Origin of the sequence: uncultured Escherichia sp., from assembly GCF_948475835.1 — a bacterium.
Taxonomy (GTDB): Bacteria; Pseudomonadota; Gammaproteobacteria; order Enterobacterales; family Enterobacteriaceae; genus ECMA0423.
Genome location: NZ_CAOLGM010000046.1, coordinates 15,695 through 32,294, shown reverse-complemented (window position 1 = coordinate 32,294; position 16,600 = coordinate 15,695). Strand labels below are relative to the sequence as shown.

The 16,600-nt window shown below is 49.8% G+C and carries 16 protein-coding genes; 13 read left to right on the top strand and 3 right to left on the bottom strand.

Features of this window, described 5'->3' with window-relative positions; translation table 11 throughout:
• From QZF50_RS11050 to ldtE, 10 genes are all read left to right on the top strand, one after another.
• Positions 1–2,690 (top strand): FAD-linked oxidase C-terminal domain-containing protein (locus QZF50_RS11050; RefSeq protein ID WP_290388873.1); only part of this gene is annotated, 2,690 nt, incomplete at its 5' end.
• On the top strand, positions 2,687–3,097 hold the full coding sequence (menI, locus tag QZF50_RS11045; protein WP_000637982.1) for a 1,4-dihydroxy-2-naphthoyl-CoA hydrolase: 411 nt from the start codon (positions 2,687–2,689) through the stop codon (positions 3,095–3,097). The genes QZF50_RS11050 and menI, both read left to right, overlap by 4 nt.
• A gap of 99 nt (positions 3,098–3,196) precedes the next feature.
• Complete coding sequence (locus QZF50_RS11040; RefSeq protein ID WP_001296104.1) at positions 3,197–3,385, top strand: YdiH family protein; 189 nt, start codon at positions 3,197–3,199, stop codon at positions 3,383–3,385.
• A 547-nt stretch (positions 3,386–3,932) separates the two neighbouring features.
• Positions 3,933–4,301: a Fe-S cluster assembly scaffold SufA gene (gene sufA, locus QZF50_RS11035; protein WP_000367160.1), complete on the top strand. Its 369-nt coding sequence runs from the start codon at positions 3,933–3,935 to the stop codon at positions 4,299–4,301.
• Positions 4,302–4,309: 8 nt separating this feature from the next.
• Complete coding sequence (sufB, locus tag QZF50_RS11030; protein WP_061892370.1) at positions 4,310–5,797, top strand: Fe-S cluster assembly protein SufB; 1,488 nt, start codon at positions 4,310–4,312, stop codon at positions 5,795–5,797.
• A 9-nt stretch (positions 5,798–5,806) separates the two neighbouring features.
• On the top strand, positions 5,807–6,553 hold the full coding sequence (gene sufC, locus QZF50_RS11025; RefSeq protein ID WP_000948855.1) for a Fe-S cluster assembly ATPase SufC: 747 nt from the start codon (positions 5,807–5,809) through the stop codon (positions 6,551–6,553).
• Complete coding sequence (sufD, locus tag QZF50_RS11020) at positions 6,528–7,799, top strand: Fe-S cluster assembly protein SufD (protein ID WP_000908012.1); 1,272 nt, start codon at positions 6,528–6,530, stop codon at positions 7,797–7,799. Before sufC ends, sufD begins: the two co-directional genes overlap by 26 nt.
• Positions 7,796–9,016 (top strand): cysteine desulfurase SufS, encoded by a 1,221-nt coding sequence (gene sufS / locus QZF50_RS11015; RefSeq protein ID WP_000144575.1) that lies wholly within the window; start codon positions 7,796–7,798, stop codon positions 9,014–9,016. The genes sufD and sufS overlap by 4 nt, the downstream gene beginning before the upstream one ends.
• Before the next feature lie 12 nt (positions 9,017–9,028).
• The gene (gene sufE / locus QZF50_RS11010; protein WP_001196530.1) at positions 9,029–9,445 is read left to right on the top strand and encodes a cysteine desulfuration protein SufE; all 417 of its coding nucleotides are present in this window, start codon (positions 9,029–9,031) and stop codon (positions 9,443–9,445) included.
• 148 nt (positions 9,446–9,593) lie between these two features.
• The gene (gene ldtE / locus QZF50_RS11005) at positions 9,594–10,598 is read left to right on the top strand and encodes a L,D-transpeptidase LdtE (RefSeq protein ID WP_001748455.1); all 1,005 of its coding nucleotides are present in this window, start codon (positions 9,594–9,596) and stop codon (positions 10,596–10,598) included.
• 63 nt (positions 10,599–10,661) lie between these two features.
• On the opposite strand, the gene lpp is transcribed toward ldtE, so the two are convergent.
• The 3 genes from lpp to QZF50_RS10990 all read right to left on the bottom strand — a co-directional run bounded on the left by lpp (position 10,662) and on the right by QZF50_RS10990 (position 12,823).
• Positions 10,662–10,898 (bottom strand): murein lipoprotein Lpp, encoded by a 237-nt coding sequence (gene lpp / locus QZF50_RS11000; protein WP_000648420.1) that lies wholly within the window; start codon positions 10,896–10,898, stop codon positions 10,662–10,664.
• A gap of 310 nt (positions 10,899–11,208) precedes the next feature.
• A complete protein-coding gene (pykF, locus tag QZF50_RS10995; protein WP_001295403.1) occupies positions 11,209–12,621 on the bottom strand; it encodes a pyruvate kinase PykF in 1,413 nt (470 codons plus the stop codon).
• Positions 12,622–12,628: 7 nt separating this feature from the next.
• Entirely contained in the window at positions 12,629–12,823 is a 195-nt protein-coding gene (locus tag QZF50_RS10990; RefSeq protein ID WP_240806354.1) for a protein YnhH, read from the bottom strand.
• A gap of 354 nt (positions 12,824–13,177) precedes the next feature.
• Between QZF50_RS10990 and fumD the strand changes: the two genes are divergently transcribed.
• The 3 genes from fumD to QZF50_RS10975 all read left to right on the top strand — a co-directional run bounded on the left by fumD (position 13,178) and on the right by QZF50_RS10975 (position 16,592).
• Entirely contained in the window at positions 13,178–13,387 is a 210-nt protein-coding gene (gene fumD / locus QZF50_RS10985) for a fumarate hydratase FumD (protein WP_000528342.1), read from the top strand.
• 455 nt (positions 13,388–13,842) lie between these two features.
• Positions 13,843–14,469, top strand: coding sequence for a ferredoxin-like protein (locus QZF50_RS10980; protein WP_001070230.1), 627 nt, complete (start codon positions 13,843–13,845; stop codon positions 14,467–14,469).
• Between the two features lie 20 nt (positions 14,470–14,489).
• Positions 14,490–16,592, top strand: a complete 2,103-nt coding sequence (locus QZF50_RS10975; RefSeq protein WP_001273528.1) for an aldehyde ferredoxin oxidoreductase — start codon at positions 14,490–14,492, stop codon at positions 16,590–16,592.
• Positions 16,593–16,600 lie beyond the last annotated feature (8 nt).

Sequence of the window (16,600 nt, the reverse complement as noted above, 5' to 3'; positions counted from 1 at the left end):
AGGCCGGGGTGATAAAAGAACAACTCAATCACTACCTGAAACCGTGCGGCTACTTTTTTGCGCCGGAACTTTCGACCAGCAACCGGGCAACGCTCGGTGGGATGATCAATACCGATGCATCCGGTCAGGGATCGCTGGTCTATGGCAAAACGTCGGATCACGTACTTGGCGTACGCGCGGTGTTGTTGGGGGGCGATATTCTCGATACGCAACCTTTACCCGTCGAACTGGCGGAAACGCTGGGTAAATCCAATACCACAATCGGGCGAATTTATAACACGGTTTATCAACGTTGCCGTCAGCAACGCCAGTTAATCATCGACAACTTCCCCAAACTTAACCGCTTTCTTACCGGTTACGATCTGCGTCATGTCTTTAACGATGAGATGACCGAGTTCGACCTGACGCGCATTCTGACGGGTTCAGAAGGGACGCTGGCCTTTATTACCGAAGCGCGGCTGGATATTACGCCCTTGCCTAAAGTGCGCCGTCTGGTGAACGTCAAATATGACTCTTTTGACTCCGCGCTGCGTAACGCGCCGTTTATGGTTGAGGCGCGGGCGCTTTCGGTAGAGACGGTGGACTCAAAAGTGCTGAATCTGGCGCGGGAAGATATTGTCTGGCATTCCGTCAGCGAGTTGATTACCGATGTGCCTGACAAAGAGATGCTCGGGCTGAACATTGTGGAGTTTGCTGGTGATGATGAGGCGCTGATTGACGAGCGAGTTAATGCTCTCTGTGTGCGGCTTGATGAGCTGATTGCCAGCCAACAGGCAGGTGTGATTGGCTGGCAGGTGTGCCGCGAGCTGGCGGGTGTTGAACGTATCTATGCGATGCGTAAAAAAGCCGTTGGTCTGCTTGGCAATGCCAAAGGTGCCGCTAAGCCAATTCCGTTTGCTGAGGATACCTGCGTACCGCCGGAACATCTGGCCGATTATATTGCTGAATTTCGCGCGCTGCTCGACAGCCACGGCTTAAGCTACGGTATGTTCGGTCACGTCGACGCAGGTGTCTTGCACGTCCGTCCAGCGCTGGATATGTGCGATCCTCAACAAGAGATTTTGATGAAGCAAATCTCTGATGACGTAGTGGCGCTGACTGCGAAATACGGTGGTTTGTTGTGGGGCGAGCACGGCAAAGGTTTTCGCGCTGAATACAGCCCGGCGTTTTTCGGTGAGGAACTTTTTGCAGAACTGCGCAAAGTGAAAGCGGCATTTGACCCGCATAACCGACTCAACCCAGGGAAGATTTGCCCGCCAGAAGGTCTCGATGCGCCGATGATGAAAGTGGACGCGGTGAAGCGCGGTACATTCGATCGGCAGATCCCCATTGCGGTACGCCAGCAGTGGCGCGGTGCGATGGAGTGTAACGGCAACGGTTTATGCTTCAACTTTGATGCCCGTAGTCCGATGTGTCCGTCGATGAAGATCACCCAGAACCGGATTCATTCACCGAAAGGGCGCGCAACGCTGGTGCGTGAATGGCTGCGTTTGTTGGCGGATCGCGGCGTTGATCCACTCAAACTGGAACAAGAACTGCCTGAATCCGGCGTCAGTTTGCGGACGTTAATTGCCCGCACGCGCAATAGCTGGCATGCGAATAAAGGCGAATATGACTTCTCACACGAAGTCAAAGAGGCGATGTCGGGCTGTCTGGCCTGTAAAGCGTGTTCGACCCAGTGCCCCATCAAAATTGATGTGCCGGAGTTTCGCTCTCGTTTTCTGCAGCTCTATCACACCCGTTATTTACGCCCGCTGCGCGACCACCTCGTCGCTACGGTCGAGAGCTACGCGCCGCTGATGGCACGCGCGCCGAAAACCTTTAACTTCTTCATTAACCAGCCGCTGGTGCGCAAACTCTCGGAAAAACATATCGGCATGGTTGATTTGCCGCTGCTGTCGGTCCCCTCGCTACAACAACAAATGGTGGGGCATCGCTCGGCAAACATGACGCTGGAACAGCTTGAATCTCTCAATGCAGAGCAGAAAGCGCGCACAGTGTTGGTGGTGCAGGACCCCTTTACCAGCTATTACGATGCGCAAGTGGTGGCGGATTTTGTCCGTCTGGTCGAAAAATTAGGTTTCCAGCCTGTGTTACTGCCATTTTCACCAAATGGCAAAGCCCAGCATATCAAAGGCTTTCTTAATCGTTTTGCGAAGACGGCGAAAAAGACGGCGGATTTCCTCAACCGTATGGCGAAGCTGGGTATGCCAATGGTAGGCGTCGATCCGGCGCTGGTACTTTGTTATCGCGATGAATATAAACTGGCACTGGGCGAGGAACGTGGCGAGTTTAACGTCTTACTGGCGAATGAATGGCTGGCAAGCGCACTTGAGTCACAGCCAGTGGCTACAGTCAGCGGTGAATCATGGTATTTCTTTGGTCACTGTACCGAAGTTACCGCCTTGCCGGGTGCGCCAGCACAATGGGCCGCGATATTTGCCCGTTTTGGCGCGAAACTGGAAAATGTCAGCGTGGGTTGCTGCGGCATGGCAGGGACTTACGGACATGAAGCGAAAAACCATGAAAATTCGCTCGGGATCTATGAGTTATCCTGGCATCAGGCTATGCAGCGACTGCCGCGTAACCGCTGTCTGGCGACCGGATATTCCTGCCGTAGCCAGGTAAAACGGGTTGAAGGCACGGGGGTACGCCATCCTGTGCAGGCTTTACTGGAGATTATTAAATGATATGGAAACGGAAAATCACCCTGGAAGCACTGAATGCTATGGGTGAAGGAAACATGGTGGGGTTCCTGGATATTCGCTTTGAACATATTGGTGATGACACCCTTGAAGCGACAATGCCAGTAGACTCGCGGACAAAGCAGCCTTTCGGGTTGCTGCATGGAGGAGCATCCGTGGTACTGGCCGAAAGTATCGGTTCCGTTGCCGGTTATTTATGTACCGAAGGTGAGCAAAAAGTGGTTGGTCTGGAAATCAATGCTAACCACGTCCGCTCGGCACGAGAAGGGCGGGTGCGCGGCGTATGCAAACCGTTGCATCTCGGTTCGCGTCACCAGGTCTGGCAGATTGAAATCTTCGATGAGAAAGGGCGTTTGTGCTGTTCGTCACGATTGACGACCGCCATTTTGTGACGTTGTCACCAGAAAAGTGTGACGCATATTGCTTTTGGTCATTATCTGCACAGTAAACGGTGGTATACTGTGCAGGTCTTGTCTAAAAGCGAGGATGCTATGTCTACTCAACTTGATCCCACCCAGCTGGCCATTGAATTTTTACGCCGTGACCAGAGCAATCTTTCACCTGCCCAATATCTCAAACGTCTGAAACAACTAGAACTTGAATTTGCTGACCTGCTTACTCTCTCTTCTGCTGAATTAAAAGAAGAAATCTACTTTGCCTGGCGTCTGGGCGTGCATTGATCCTGACTTAATGCCGCAAGTTCGCCAAATCGACCTGGATTAACCTCCGTCCAGGTTCGATGACCTTCTTAATACTGCTTATCTACCGCCTGATATTGTTCAAAAATAATACTAATCGCAGTTTGTGTTAAAACGGCGGGTTAGCTTTATGAGATTATTCTTATCGCCCCTTCAAGAGCTAAGCCACTGAGAGTGCCGGAGATAAGCGCCGGATGGGGTAGAAACCCTTAAGCCTGTGTTGCACAGACTTAAGGGTTTTCTTATTTCTGAACGCTGCACTTTTTTACCTATCTCTTAAATAGTCATTTTCAATACAACTTTTTCTTTTTCATCACAGCCTTAATGCTCCTTAGATAATAACCATTATCTAACAATGAGATACCTAATTCTTAGCGTGCCTGTTAACCCACACATCAGGGTCTATGCTTATTAAAAGCAGGCAAAAAGCATGTTTTACGGTAAAGCCCCTGCGTTTGCTGGGTTGTACTGATAATCATTATCACTAACATGCTGTTATACGCTGAAAGCGATGAAGTGAGGTAAATCGATGGACATGCATTCAGGAACCTTTAACCCACAAGATTTCGCCTGGCAAGGCTTAACGCTGACACCCGCAGCGGCGATACACATCCGTGAGCTGGTGGCAAAGCAGCCGGGTATGGTCGGCGTGCGCTTAGGCGTGAAGCAAACGGGCTGCGCGGGCTTTGGCTATGTGCTCGACAGTGTTAGCGAGCCGGACAAAGACGATCTGCTGTTTGAACACGACGGCGCGAAGCTGTTTGTCCCGCTGCAAGCGATGCCGTTTATTGATGGCACGGAAGTCGATTTCGTTCGTGAAGGACTTAATCAGATATTCAAATTTCACAACCCTAAAGCCCAGAATGAATGTGGCTGTGGCGAAAGCTTTGGGGTATAGGCGGTACTATGTCTCGTAATACTGAAGCAACTGACGATGTCAAAACCTGGACCGGCGGCCCGCTGAATTATAAAGAAGGATTCTTCACCCAGTTAGCCACCGATGAGCTGGCAAAGGGGATAAACGAAGAGGTGGTGCGCGCAATTTCGGCGAAGCGTAATGAGCCGGAGTGGATGCTGAAGTTTCGTCTAAACGCCTATCGCGCATGGCTGGAGATGGAAGAACCGCACTGGTTGAAAGCGCACTACGACAAGCTGAATTATCAGGATTACAGCTACTACTCAGCACCATCGTGCGGTAATTGTGACGACACTTGCGCGTCTGAACCTGGCGCGGTGCAGCAAACTGGCGCGAACGCCTTTTTAAGTAAAGAGGTGGAGGCGGCGTTTGAGCAGTTGGGCGTTCCCGTGCGGGAAGGCAAAGAGGTGGCGGTGGATGCCATTTTCGACTCAGTTTCGGTTGCCACTACTTATCGCGAAAAACTGGCGGAGCAGGGAATTATTTTCTGTTCCTTTGGTGAGGCGATCCACGATCACCCGGAACTGGTGCGTAAATATCTCGGCACCGTGGTGCCGGGGAATGACAACTTCTTTGCCGCGCTTAATGCGGCGGTAGCCTCTGACGGTACGTTTATTTATGTGCCTAAAGGCGTGCGCTGCCCGATGGAACTTTCCACCTATTTTCGCATTAACGCGGAAAAAACCGGGCAGTTTGAGCGCACCATTCTGGTGGCCGACGAAGACAGCTACGTCAGCTACATTGAAGGCTGTTCCGCTCCGGTGCGTGACAGCTATCAGTTACACGCGGCAGTGGTGGAAGTCATCATCCATAAAAACGCCGAGGTGAAATATTCCACGGTACAAAACTGGTTCCCTGGCGATAACAACACCGGCGGTATTCTCAACTTCGTCACCAAGCGTGCTTTGTGCGAAGGCGAAAACAGCAAAATGTCATGGACGCAATCAGAAACCGGGTCCGCGATTACGTGGAAATATCCCAGCTGCATTTTGCGCGGCGATAACTCCATTGGTGAGTTTTACTCAGTGGCGCTGACCAGCGGTCATCAGCAAGCGGATACCGGCACCAAGATGATCCACATCGGTAAAAACACCAAATCGACCATTATCTCGAAAGGGATCTCTGCCGGACATAGTCAGAACAGTTATCGCGGCTTAGTGAAAATCATGCCGACGGCAACCAATGCGCGCAATTTCACTCAGTGCGACTCAATGCTGATTGGCGCTAATTGTGGGGCGCATACCTTCCCGTATGTCGAATGTCGCAATAACAGCGCACAACTGGAGCACGAGGCAACGACATCACGTATTGGTGAAAATCAACTGTTTTACTGCCTGCAACGCGGGATCAGCGAAGAAGACGCCATCTCGATGATTGTTAACGGTTTCTGCAAAGACGTGTTCTCAGAACTGCCGCTGGAATTTGCCGTTGAAGCACAAAAACTCCTCGCCATCAGTCTTGAACACAGCGTCGGATAAGGAATAAACATGTTAAGTATTAAAGATTTACACGTCAGCGTGGAAGATAAAGCTATCCTGCGTGGATTAAGCCTCGCCGTTCGTCCCGGCGAAGTTCACGCCATTATGGGGCCAAACGGTTCGGGCAAAAGTACCTTATCGGCAACGCTTGCCGGGCGCGAAGATTATGAAGTGACGGGCGGCACGGTTGAGTTCAAAGGCAAAGATTTGCTTGCACTGTCGCCGGAAGATCGTGCAGGCGAAGGCATCTTTATGGCCTTCCAGTATCCGGTGGAGATTCCAGGCGTCAGTAACCAGTTTTTCCTGCAAACGGCACTTAATGCAGTGCGCAGCTATCGCGGCCAGGAAACGCTCGACCGCTTTGATTTTCAGGATTTGATGGAAGAGAAAATCGCTCTCCTGAAGATGCCGGAAGATTTATTAACCCGTTCGGTAAACGTTGGTTTTTCCGGCGGCGAGAAAAAGCGCAACGATATTTTGCAAATGGCGGTGCTGGAACCGGAGTTATGCATTCTTGATGAGTCGGACTCCGGGCTGGATATTGACGCATTAAAAGTGGTCGCCGATGGCGTGAACTCGCTGCGTGATGGCAAGCGCTCATTCATCATTGTTACGCACTACCAACGCATTCTCGACTACATCAAGCCTGATTACGTCCATGTGCTATATCAGGGACGAATTGTGAAATCCGGCGATTTCACGTTGGTCAAACAACTGGAGGAGCAGGGTTATGGCTGGCTTACCGAACAGCAGTAACGCGCTGCAACAGTGGCATCACTTGTTTGAAGCTGAAGGGACAAAACGCTCACCGCAAGCACAGCAGCATTTACAACAATTGCTGCGTACCGGACTGCCGACACGTAAACATGAAAACTGGAAATATACGCCGCTGGAAGGGCTGACCAATAGCCAGTTTGTCAGCATTGCGGGAGAGATATCCCCACAGCAGCGAGATGCCTTAGCGTTAACGTTAGACGCTGTGCGGCTGGTATTTGTCGATGGACGTTACGTGTCAGCACTGAGCGATGCGACTGAAGGCAGCGGGTATGAAGTGAGCATTAACGACGACCGTCAGGGGGTACCCGACGCTATTCAGGCGGAAGTGTTTCTGCATTTGACGGAAAGCCTGGCACAAAGCGTGACGCATATCGCCGTGAAGCGCGGTCAACGGCCGGCAAAGCCATTGCTGTTAATGCATATTACCCAGGGCGTGGCAGGTGAAGAGGTCAACACTGCCCATTACCGACATCATCTGGATCTGGCGGAAGGTGCCGAAGCAACGGTGATCGAACATTTTGTCAGCCTTAATGATGCTCGTCACTTCACCGGCGCACGGTTCACTATCAATGTCGCAGCGAACGCCCACTTGCAGCATATCAAGCTGGCGTTTGAAAACCCGGTCAGTCACCACTTTGCCCATAACGATTTGTTGCTGGCTGACGATGCCACCGCATTTAGCCATAGTTTCCTGCTGGGTGGCGCAGTGTTACGACACAACACCAGTACGCAACTCAATGGCGAAAACAGCACGCTGCGGATCAATAGCCTGGCGATGCCGGTGAAAAACGAGGTGTGTGATACCCGTACCTGGCTGGAACACAATAAAGGTTTTTGTAACAGCCGACAGTTGCACAAAACTATCGTCAGCGACAAAGGCCGCGCGGTATTTAACGGTTTGATCAACGTCGCGCAGCACGCCATCAAAACGGATGGTCAGATGACCAACAATAATCTGCTGATGGGCAAACTGGCAGAAGTGGATACGAAACCGCAGCTGGAAATCTATGCAGATGATGTGAAATGCAGCCACGGCGCGACGGTGGGGCGTATTGATGATGAACAGATGTTCTATCTGCGCTCGCGCGGGATCAATCAGCAGGATGCCCAGCAGATGATCATTTACGCCTTTGCTGCCGAACTGACGGAAGCACTGCGTGATGAGGGGCTTAAACAGCAGGTGCTGGCCCGAATCGGTCAACGGCTGCCAGGAGGTGCAAGATGACTTTTTCCGTCGACAAAGTGCGGGCCGACTTTCCGGTGCTTTCTCGTGAGGTAAACGGTTTGCCGCTGGCTTATCTCGACAGCGCCGCCAGTGCGCAGAAACCGAGCCAGGTGATTGACGCCGAGGCCGAGTTTTATCGTCATGGCTACGCGGCGGTGCATCGCGGTATTCATACCTTAAGCGCCCAGGCGACCGAGAAAATGGAGAACGTGCGCAAGCGGGCATCGCTGTTTATTAATGCCCGTTCGGCGGAAGAGCTGGTGTTCGTCCGCGGCACGACGGAAGGGATCAATCTGGTCGCCAATAGCTGGGGTAACAGCAATGTGCGGGCGGGCGATAACATCATCATCAGTCAGATGGAGCACCACGCTAACATTGTTCCCTGGCAGATGCTTTGCGCACGCGTTGGCGCAGAGCTGCGTGTGATCCCGCTCAATCCCGACGGTACGTTGCAACTGGAGACGCTGCCTACGCTGTTTGATGAGAAAACTCGCCTGCTGGCAATTACTCATGTCTCCAACGTGCTTGGCACAGAAAATCCACTGGCGGAAATGATCACGCTTGCGCACCAGCATGGCGCAAAAGTGCTGGTGGATGGCGCTCAGGCGGTGATGCATCATCCGGTGGATGTTCAGGCGCTGGATTGCGACTTTTACGTGTTCTCCGGGCATAAACTGTATGGCCCCACCGGAATTGGCATTCTTTATGTGAAAGAAGCCTTGTTGCAGGAGATGCCGCCGTGGGAAGGGGGCGGTTCTATGATCGCCACCGTCAGCCTGAGTGAAGGCACTACCTGGACCAAAGCACCATGGCGGTTTGAAGCCGGTACACCCAATACCGGGGGCATCATTGGTCTTGGCGCGGCGCTGGAGTATGTTTCGGCGCTGGGGCTTAATAACATAGCCGAGTATGAACAGAATCTGATGCACTACGCGCTATCACAGCTGGAATCTGTACCGGATCTCACTCTCTATGGCCCGCAGAACAGGCTTGGCGTTATTGCTTTTAATCTCGGTAAACACCACGCCTATGATGTTGGTAGTTTTCTCGATAATTACGGCATTGCTGTGCGTACCGGACATCACTGCGCTATGCCATTAATGGCCTATTACAACGTCCCTGCGATGTGTCGGGCGTCGCTGGCCATGTATAACACCCATGAAGAAGTGGATCGTCTGGTGACCGGCCTGCAACGTATTCACCGTCTGCTGGGATAACAGGGAGGCACTATGGCTTTATTGCCGGATAAAGAAAAATTGCTGCGTAATTTTTTACGCTGCGCCAACTGGGAAGAGAAATATCTCTACATTATTGAGCTGGGCCAGCGTCTGCCAGAATTACGCGACGAAGACCGAAGCCCACAAAATAGCATTCAGGGCTGCCAGAGTCAGGTGTGGATTGTCATGCGCCAGAATGCGCAGGGAATTATTGAATTGCAGGGCGACAGCGATGCGGCGATTGTGAAAGGGCTTATTGCGGTCGTCTTTATACTCTACGATCAGATGACGCCGCAGGATATTGTCAATTTCGATGTGCGTCCGTGGTTTGAAAAAATGGCGCTCACCCAACATCTCACCCCATCTCGTTCACAAGGTCTGGAAGCGATGATTCGCGCAATTCGCGCCAAAGCCGCTGCACTTAGCTAAACTAAAGGGACAGCTTTCATCCGGTTGGCTCACATTGCCGGATGGTCAATGTTTACACTGACCTGCACAGGAGTGTTTCGGTTTCAGGTGAACATAAGCGCCATCCGACGTTTCAGCGTGAGTCTCCGGCAAATACAGGAGGTTTACAATGAAACGCGCGTCTTTGCTTACACTCACGCTTATCGGCGCTTTTAGCACCATCCAGGCTGCCTGGGCGGTTGATTATCCGCTACCACCAACCGGAAGCCGACTGGTTGGGCAAAATCAAACGTATACGGTGCAAGAAGGGGATAAAAACCTTCAGGCCATCGCCCGACGTTTTGATACTGCGGCAATGTTGATCCTTGAAGCCAATAACACTATCGCCCCGGTGCCAAAACCTGGTACGACGATAACTATTCCTTCACAACTGTTATTACCTGATGCACCGCGTCAGGGGATTATCGTTAACCTTGCAGAGCTGCGCCTTTATTATTATCCGCCGGGAGAAAATATCGTGCAGGTTTATCCGATAGGTATTGGTTTGCAGGGGCTGGAAACGCCAGTGATGGAAACGCGTGTGGGGCAGAAAATCCCTAACCCAACCTGGACGCCTACGGCAGGCATTCGTCAACGTTCGCTGGAGCGTGGCATTAAATTACCGCCAGTCGTTCCTGCCGGACCAAATAACCCGCTAGGACGTTACGCACTGCGCCTCGCGCATGGTAATGGCGAATACCTCATTCATGGTACCAGTGCGCCGGACAGCGTCGGTTTGCGCGTCAGTTCAGGGTGTATTCGCATGAATGCACCGGATATTAAAGCCTTGTTCTCCAGCGTGCGGACGGGAACGCCGGTGAAAGTGATCAACGAACCGGTGAAATATTCCGTGGAACCTAACGGGATGCGTTATGTTGAAGTACATCGACCACTATCAGCAGAAGAACAGCAAAACGTTCAGACAATGCCATACACACTGCCAGCAGGCTTTACGCAATTTAAAGACAATAAGGCTGTAGATCAGAAGTTAGTCGATAAAGCGTTGTATCGTCGGGCAGGGTATCCGGTTTCGGTGAGCAGTGGAGCAACTCCCGCAGCCAGCAATGCGCCTTCAGTAGAGTCAGCGCAGAATGGTGAACCAGAGCAAGGGAATATGTTACGCGCGACGCAGTAGCGGTAAACGGCAGACAAAAAAAATGGCGCACAATGTGCGCCATTTTTCACTTCACAGGTACTATTACTTGCGGTATTTAGTAGCCATGTTGTCCAGACGCTGGTTAGCACGAGCTGCGTCATCTTTAGCAGCCTGAACGTCGGAACGCATTGCGTTCACGTCGTTGCTCAGCTGGTCAACTTTAGCGTTCAGAGTCTGAACGTCAGAAGACAGCTGATCGATTTTAGCGTTGCTGGAGCAACCTGCCAGCAGAGTAGAACCCAGGATTACCGCGCCCAGTACCAGTTTAGTAGCTTTCATTATTAATACCCTCTAGATTGAGTTAATCTCCATGTAGCGTTACAAGTATTACACAAAGTTTTTTATGTTGAGAGTATTTTTTTGATGGGAAGGCACTTATTTTTGATCGTTCGCTCAAAGAAGCATCGAACGCTGGGTTTTAGATAAAAAAATTGAGAGAAAACAGGATGCTTCCATCGGATTCATCTTAGATAAAGTGAGATTATATAGTGAAATCCGATTTGATTTTTTATTGCTTCTGGTTATCGATTAAATAAAAAAAGCGCCCATCAGGGCGCTTCGATATACAAATTAATTCACAAAAGCAATATTACAGGACGTGAACAGATGCGGTGTTAGTAGTGCCGCTCGGTACCAGTGCACCAGAAACCATAACTACAACGTCACCTTTGTGTGCCAGACCGCTCTGCAGAGCCAGTTCTTTACCCAGACGGTAGAAATCATCAGTAGAAGTGATCTCTTTAACCAGCTGCGGCACAACGCCTTTGCTCAGTACCAACTGATGAGCCGTTTTTTCGTTGGTGGTCAGTGCCAGGATGGTGGCATCCGGGAAGTATTTACGTACTGCGCGAGCAGATTTACCGCCCTGAGTAGCAACCACGATCAGCGGAGCATCCAGTTTTTCAGCAGTTTCAACGGCACCACGGCATACCGCTTCGGTAATGCGCAGTTTACGGTTGTCATTGTTGAACTCGAGACGGCTGTTCATCACGCGGTCGGTACGTTCGCAAATGGTCGCCATGATAGAAACCGCTTCCAGCGGGTATTTACCTTTTGCGGATTCACCAGACAGCATCACTGCATCAGTACCGTCGAGGATGGCGTTTGCAACGTCACCGGCTTCTGCGCGAGTCGGGCGTGGGTTTTTGATCATGGAATCCAGCATCTGGGTCGCAGTGATAACGACTTTACGTGCACGGATACATTTTTCGATCATCATCTTCTGGGCGAAGATAACTTCTTCTACCGGGATTTCTACACCCAGGTCGCCACGCGCAACCATGATGCCGTCAGAGGCTTCGAGGATTTCGTCGAAGTTGTTGAGGCCTTCCTGGTTTTCGATTTTGGAGATGATGTGGATGTTTTCGCCGCCGTGCGCTTTCAGGTGCTCACGGATTTCGATAACGTCAGAACGCTTACGAATAAAGGAAGCAGCAACAAAGTCTACGCCTTGTTCGCAACCAAAGATCAGGTCCTGTTTGTCTTTTTCAGCCAGTGCTGGCAGAGCAATGGAAACGCCAGGCAGGTTCACACCTTTGTTTTCGCCCAGGTCACCGTTGTTCAGCACTTTACAGATAACTTTGTTACCTTCAATGGCGGTAACTTCCATACCGATCAGACCATCGTCAACCAGTACGGTGTTGCCAACAGACAGGTCAGTAGTGAAACCTTCATACGTTACCGCAACCATTTCGCTGTTGCCGATAACAGATTTATCAGTGGTGAAAGTAAAGGTCTGACCAGCTTTCAGAGAAACGTCGTTACCGCCTTCCAGTTTCATGGTGCGGATTTCCGGACCTTTGGTATCAAGCAGGATAGCGGCGGTTTTACCAGTTTTGCTCATCACGTTGCGCAGATTCTGAATGCGCTGACCGTGTTCTGCATAGTCACCATGAGAGAAGTTCAGACGCATAACGTTCATGCCAGCGTCCAGCATTTTAGCTAACATCTCTTCAGATTCGGTTTTCGGTCCGATGGTGCAAACAATTTTGGTCTTTTTCATGACAGTCTTAGTCTTTAAGTTGAGAAGGATGGGAGAAACTTGCTTTCTGGGCGCACTGCCGGAAAGCGAATCCGGTATTACGAAAGTGGTGGTGCCTCGCTCTAAGGATAGGTGACATCGAAAAAGCGTGCAGAGGAATGTGTGCTTGTGTCTCAGCCCAACGTGAGTGCCTGTTTTTGAGTCGTTGAGTTCTACAGTCCAAAGTGCTGAAACCATTCAAGAGTCAATTGGCGCGCATTATACGCTGAAATTAATCCAAAAGGAAAACAAAAACAGCGTTTCAAAAAATATACAACTTGTTAGACAATAAATTGTTATCAAAGATTTAACGTTCCAGGGAAAAGGTTACGCAAAAACTTCACTGTTTGCGCAACGTCTGGTGCCGAAGTTGTCAGTGTGAGGATAAGTGAAAGTTCATCCGGTGTATAAATATATCATCGCTCAATTGCTACAGTTAAAATAATTTATCGCGTTATTTGTCTGATTTTGTTTGATTTTTGTTTAATTGGTTAGATTGATATATGCTGATAGTTGGCATGATAAATAGGTATAAAGAATGGGAAATCGGACAAAAGAGGATGAACTGTACCGAGAAATGTGCAGAGTTGTCGGTAAAGTTGTGCTGGAAATGCGCGATCTGGGGCAGGAACCAAAGCATATTGTTATCGCAGGCGTATTACGTACAGCATTAGCCAATAAACGCATTCAGCGCAGTGAGCTGGAAAAGCAGGCGATGGAAACCGTCATTAACGCACTGGTAAAATGACCATTCAGGATGAGGCGGTAAGCTTCATCCTGATATTCTTGCTTCAGTTGCGGTCCAGTTAATCATTCTAAATAACAACTGCTGAAATTATACGAATTGCGGTATGTATTTTAATTTATAGCGATAATGTTATTTTTATTTTCTGCAATGAACGTCACAAATAATTGTCGCTTAAGTTAAATTTATTTCAAATGATAATAAATATCAGTTCACTTATAATTTCTTGCTTTGTAATTTTAATTGATAACGATCAATGTTAAGGGCTCAGAATAATCACATTATTTTTTCTCCTAACCATAAAGGATTAGTTTATCGGCGTTAAATCTTTTCTCATACACTGTCGGGTTAGGGAAAATATCTGGTGTTGGGGACAGAGTCAGCAGCGTATTAGTTGAATGCTTAATATCAGGCTGCTGAATTGTCAGCACTGTGTTTGCGAAGAGGATGCGAAATAAATGAACCCGGTTGATCGTCCACTATTAGATATTGGCTTAACGCGATTAGAATTCTTGCGTATATCAGGAAAAGGCCTTGCTGGTCTAACAATTGCCCCTGCGTTACTGTCACTTTTGGGTTGCAAACAGGAAGATATTGATAGCGGCACAGTAGGGTTGATAAATACACCCAAAGGGGTGCTGGTGACCCAGCGAGCGCGATGCACGGGTTGCCACCGCTGTGAAATCTCTTGTACCAACTTCAACGATGGCTCAGTAGGGACATTCTTCTCCCGTATCAAAATCCACCGCAATTATTTCTTTGGCGACAACGGGGTTGGCTCTGGCGGCGGCCTGTATGGCGATCTCAACTATACCGCGGACACCTGCCGTCAATGCAAAGAGCCGCAATGCATGAACGTCTGCCCGATTGGTGCGATTACCTGGCAGCAGAAAGAAGGCTGTATTACCGTCGATCATAAACGCTGTATTGGCTGTAGCGCCTGTACTACGGCATGCCCGTGGATGATGGCCACCGTAAATACCGAAAGTAAAAAATCCTCGAAATGTGTGTTATGCGGTGAATGCGCAAACGCCTGCCCAACAGGGGCGTTAAAAATTATCGAGTGGAAAGATATTACTGTGTGAATCTTGCAAAGGAAAAAATCATGGCTAACGGTTGGACAGGTAATATATTAAGAGTCAATCTCACGACAGGAAATATTACCCTCGAAGATTCCAGTAAGTTTAAAAGTTTTGTCGGTGGCATGGGCTTCGGCTACAAAATTATGTATGACGAAGTACCGCCAGGCACGAAACCTTTCGATGAAGCGAATAAATTAGTCTTTGCTACCGGCCCATTAACTGGATCTGGTGCCCCCTGTAGTTCTCGCGTAAATATCACCTCACTTTCTACTTTTACCAAAGGAAATTTAGTTGTCGATGCCCATATGGGTGGCTTTTTTGCAGCGCAAATGAAATTCGCTGGATACGACGTCATTATTATCGAAGGGAAGGCGAAATCACCGGTATGGCTGAAGATTAAAGATGACAAAGTTAGCCTGGAAAAAGCCGATTTCTTATGGGGAAAAGGGACGCGCGCAACGACGGAAGAAATTTGTCGATTGACCAGTCCGGAAACCTGTGTGGCGGCTATTGGTCAGGCTGGGGAAAACCTTGTTCCTCTCTCTGGCATGTTGAATAGCCGTAACCACAGCGGCGGTGCGGGAACTGGCGCAATTATGGGTTCGAAAAACCTGAAAGCGATTGCGGTTGAAGGGACGAAAGGGGTCAACATTGCCGATCGTCAGGAGATGAAGCGTCTCAACGATTACATGATGACTGAACTTATTGGTGCGAATAACAACCATGTCGTGCCAAGTACGCCGCAATCGTGGGCAGAGTATTCAGATCCCAAGTCACGTTGGACAGCACGTAAAGGGCTGTTTTGGGGCGCGGCTGAAGGTGGTCCGATTGAAACGGGGGAAATTCCGCCAGGCAATCAGAACACGGTCGGCTTTCGTACCTATAAATCCGTTTTTGACTTAGGTCCGGCGGCAGAGAAATACACAGTAAAAATGAGTGGCTGCCACTCTTGCCCGATCCGTTGTATGACCCAAATGAATATTCCTCGGGTGAAAGAGTTTGGCGTGCCCAGCACAGGTGGTAACACTTGTGTAGCCAACTTTGTCCATACCACCATCTTCCCGAACGGTCCGAAAGATTTTGAAGATAAAGACGATGGCCGTGTGATTGGTAACCTGGTGGGTCTGAATTTGTTCGATGACTACGGCCTATGGTGTAACTACGGGCAGTTGCATCGCGACTTTACCTATTGTTACAGCAAAGGGGTGTTCAAGCGTGTTCTGCCTGCTGAAGAGTATGCGGAAATTCGCTGGGATCAACTGGAAGCGGGTGACGTTAACTTCATTAAAGATTTTTACTACCGTCTGGCGCATCGTGTGGGTGAGCTGAGTCACCTGGCTGATGGTTCATATGCCATCGCAGAACGCTGGAATTTGGGTGAAGAGTACTGGGGCTACGCGAAAAATAAACTCTGGTCGCCGTTTGGCTATCCGGTTCACCATGCCAATGAAGCGTCAGCGCAGGTCGGTTCCATTGTTAACTGTATGTTCAACCGTGACTGCATGACGCATACCCATATCAATTTTATTGGTTCGGGTTTGCCATTGAAACTGCAGCGTGAAGTGGCGAAAGAGCTTTTTGGTTCTGAAGATGCCTACGATGAAACCAAAAACTACACGCCAATCAATGACGCAAAAATTAAATATGCAAAGTGGTCGCTGTTGCGGGTCTGTTTGCATAACGCCGTCACCCTGTGCAACTGGGTCTGGCCAATGACCGTTTCGCCGCTGAAAAGCCGTAATTACCGGGGCGATCTGGCGCTTGAAGCCAAATTCTTCAAAGCGATCACCGGCGAAGAGATGACTCAGGAAAAATTAGATTTAGCTGCAGAGCGTATCTTTACGTTGCATCGTGCCTACACGGTAAAACTGATGCAAACCAAAGATATGCGTAATGAACACGATCTTATCTGTTCCTGGGTATTCGACAAGGATCCGCAGATCCCGGTCTTTACTGAAGGTACTGACAAAATGGATCGTGACGATATGCATGCTTCGCTCACGATGTTCTACAAAGAAATGGGCTGGGACCCACAGCTTGGTTGTCCGACCCGCGAAACATTGCAGCGTCTGGGGCTGGAAGATATTGCCGCCGATCTGGCAGCACACAATCTACTGCCTGTGTAAGGAATGGG

Bases quoted from the DNA above. Each gene is read 5' to 3' on its own strand.
- menI (WP_000637982.1), top strand. From the start codon at position 2,687: ATGATATGGAAACGGAAAATCACCCTGGAAGCACTGAATGCTATGGGT.
- QZF50_RS11040 (WP_001296104.1), top strand. From the start codon at position 3,197: ATGTCTACTCAACTTGATCCCACCCAGCTGGCCATTGAATTTTTACGC.
- sufA (WP_000367160.1), top strand. From the start codon at position 3,933: ATGGACATGCATTCAGGAACCTTTAACCCACAAGATTTCGCCTGGCAA.
- sufB (WP_061892370.1), top strand. From the start codon at position 4,310: ATGTCTCGTAATACTGAAGCAACTGACGATGTCAAAACCTGGACCGGC.
- sufC (WP_000948855.1), top strand. From the start codon at position 5,807: ATGTTAAGTATTAAAGATTTACACGTCAGCGTGGAAGATAAAGCTATC.
- sufD (WP_000908012.1), top strand. From the start codon at position 6,528: ATGGCTGGCTTACCGAACAGCAGTAACGCGCTGCAACAGTGGCATCAC.
- sufS (WP_000144575.1), top strand. From the start codon at position 7,796: ATGACTTTTTCCGTCGACAAAGTGCGGGCCGACTTTCCGGTGCTTTCT.
- sufE (WP_001196530.1), top strand. From the start codon at position 9,029: ATGGCTTTATTGCCGGATAAAGAAAAATTGCTGCGTAATTTTTTACGC.
- ldtE (WP_001748455.1), top strand. From the start codon at position 9,594: ATGAAACGCGCGTCTTTGCTTACACTCACGCTTATCGGCGCTTTTAGC.
- lpp (WP_000648420.1), bottom strand. From the start codon at position 10,898: ATGAAAGCTACTAAACTGGTACTGGGCGCGGTAATCCTGGGTTCTACT.
- pykF (WP_001295403.1), bottom strand. From the start codon at position 12,621: ATGAAAAAGACCAAAATTGTTTGCACCATCGGACCGAAAACCGAATCT.
- fumD (WP_000528342.1), top strand. From the start codon at position 13,178: ATGGGAAATCGGACAAAAGAGGATGAACTGTACCGAGAAATGTGCAGA.
- QZF50_RS10980 (WP_001070230.1), top strand. From the start codon at position 13,843: ATGAACCCGGTTGATCGTCCACTATTAGATATTGGCTTAACGCGATTA.
- QZF50_RS10975 (WP_001273528.1), top strand. From the start codon at position 14,490: ATGGCTAACGGTTGGACAGGTAATATATTAAGAGTCAATCTCACGACA.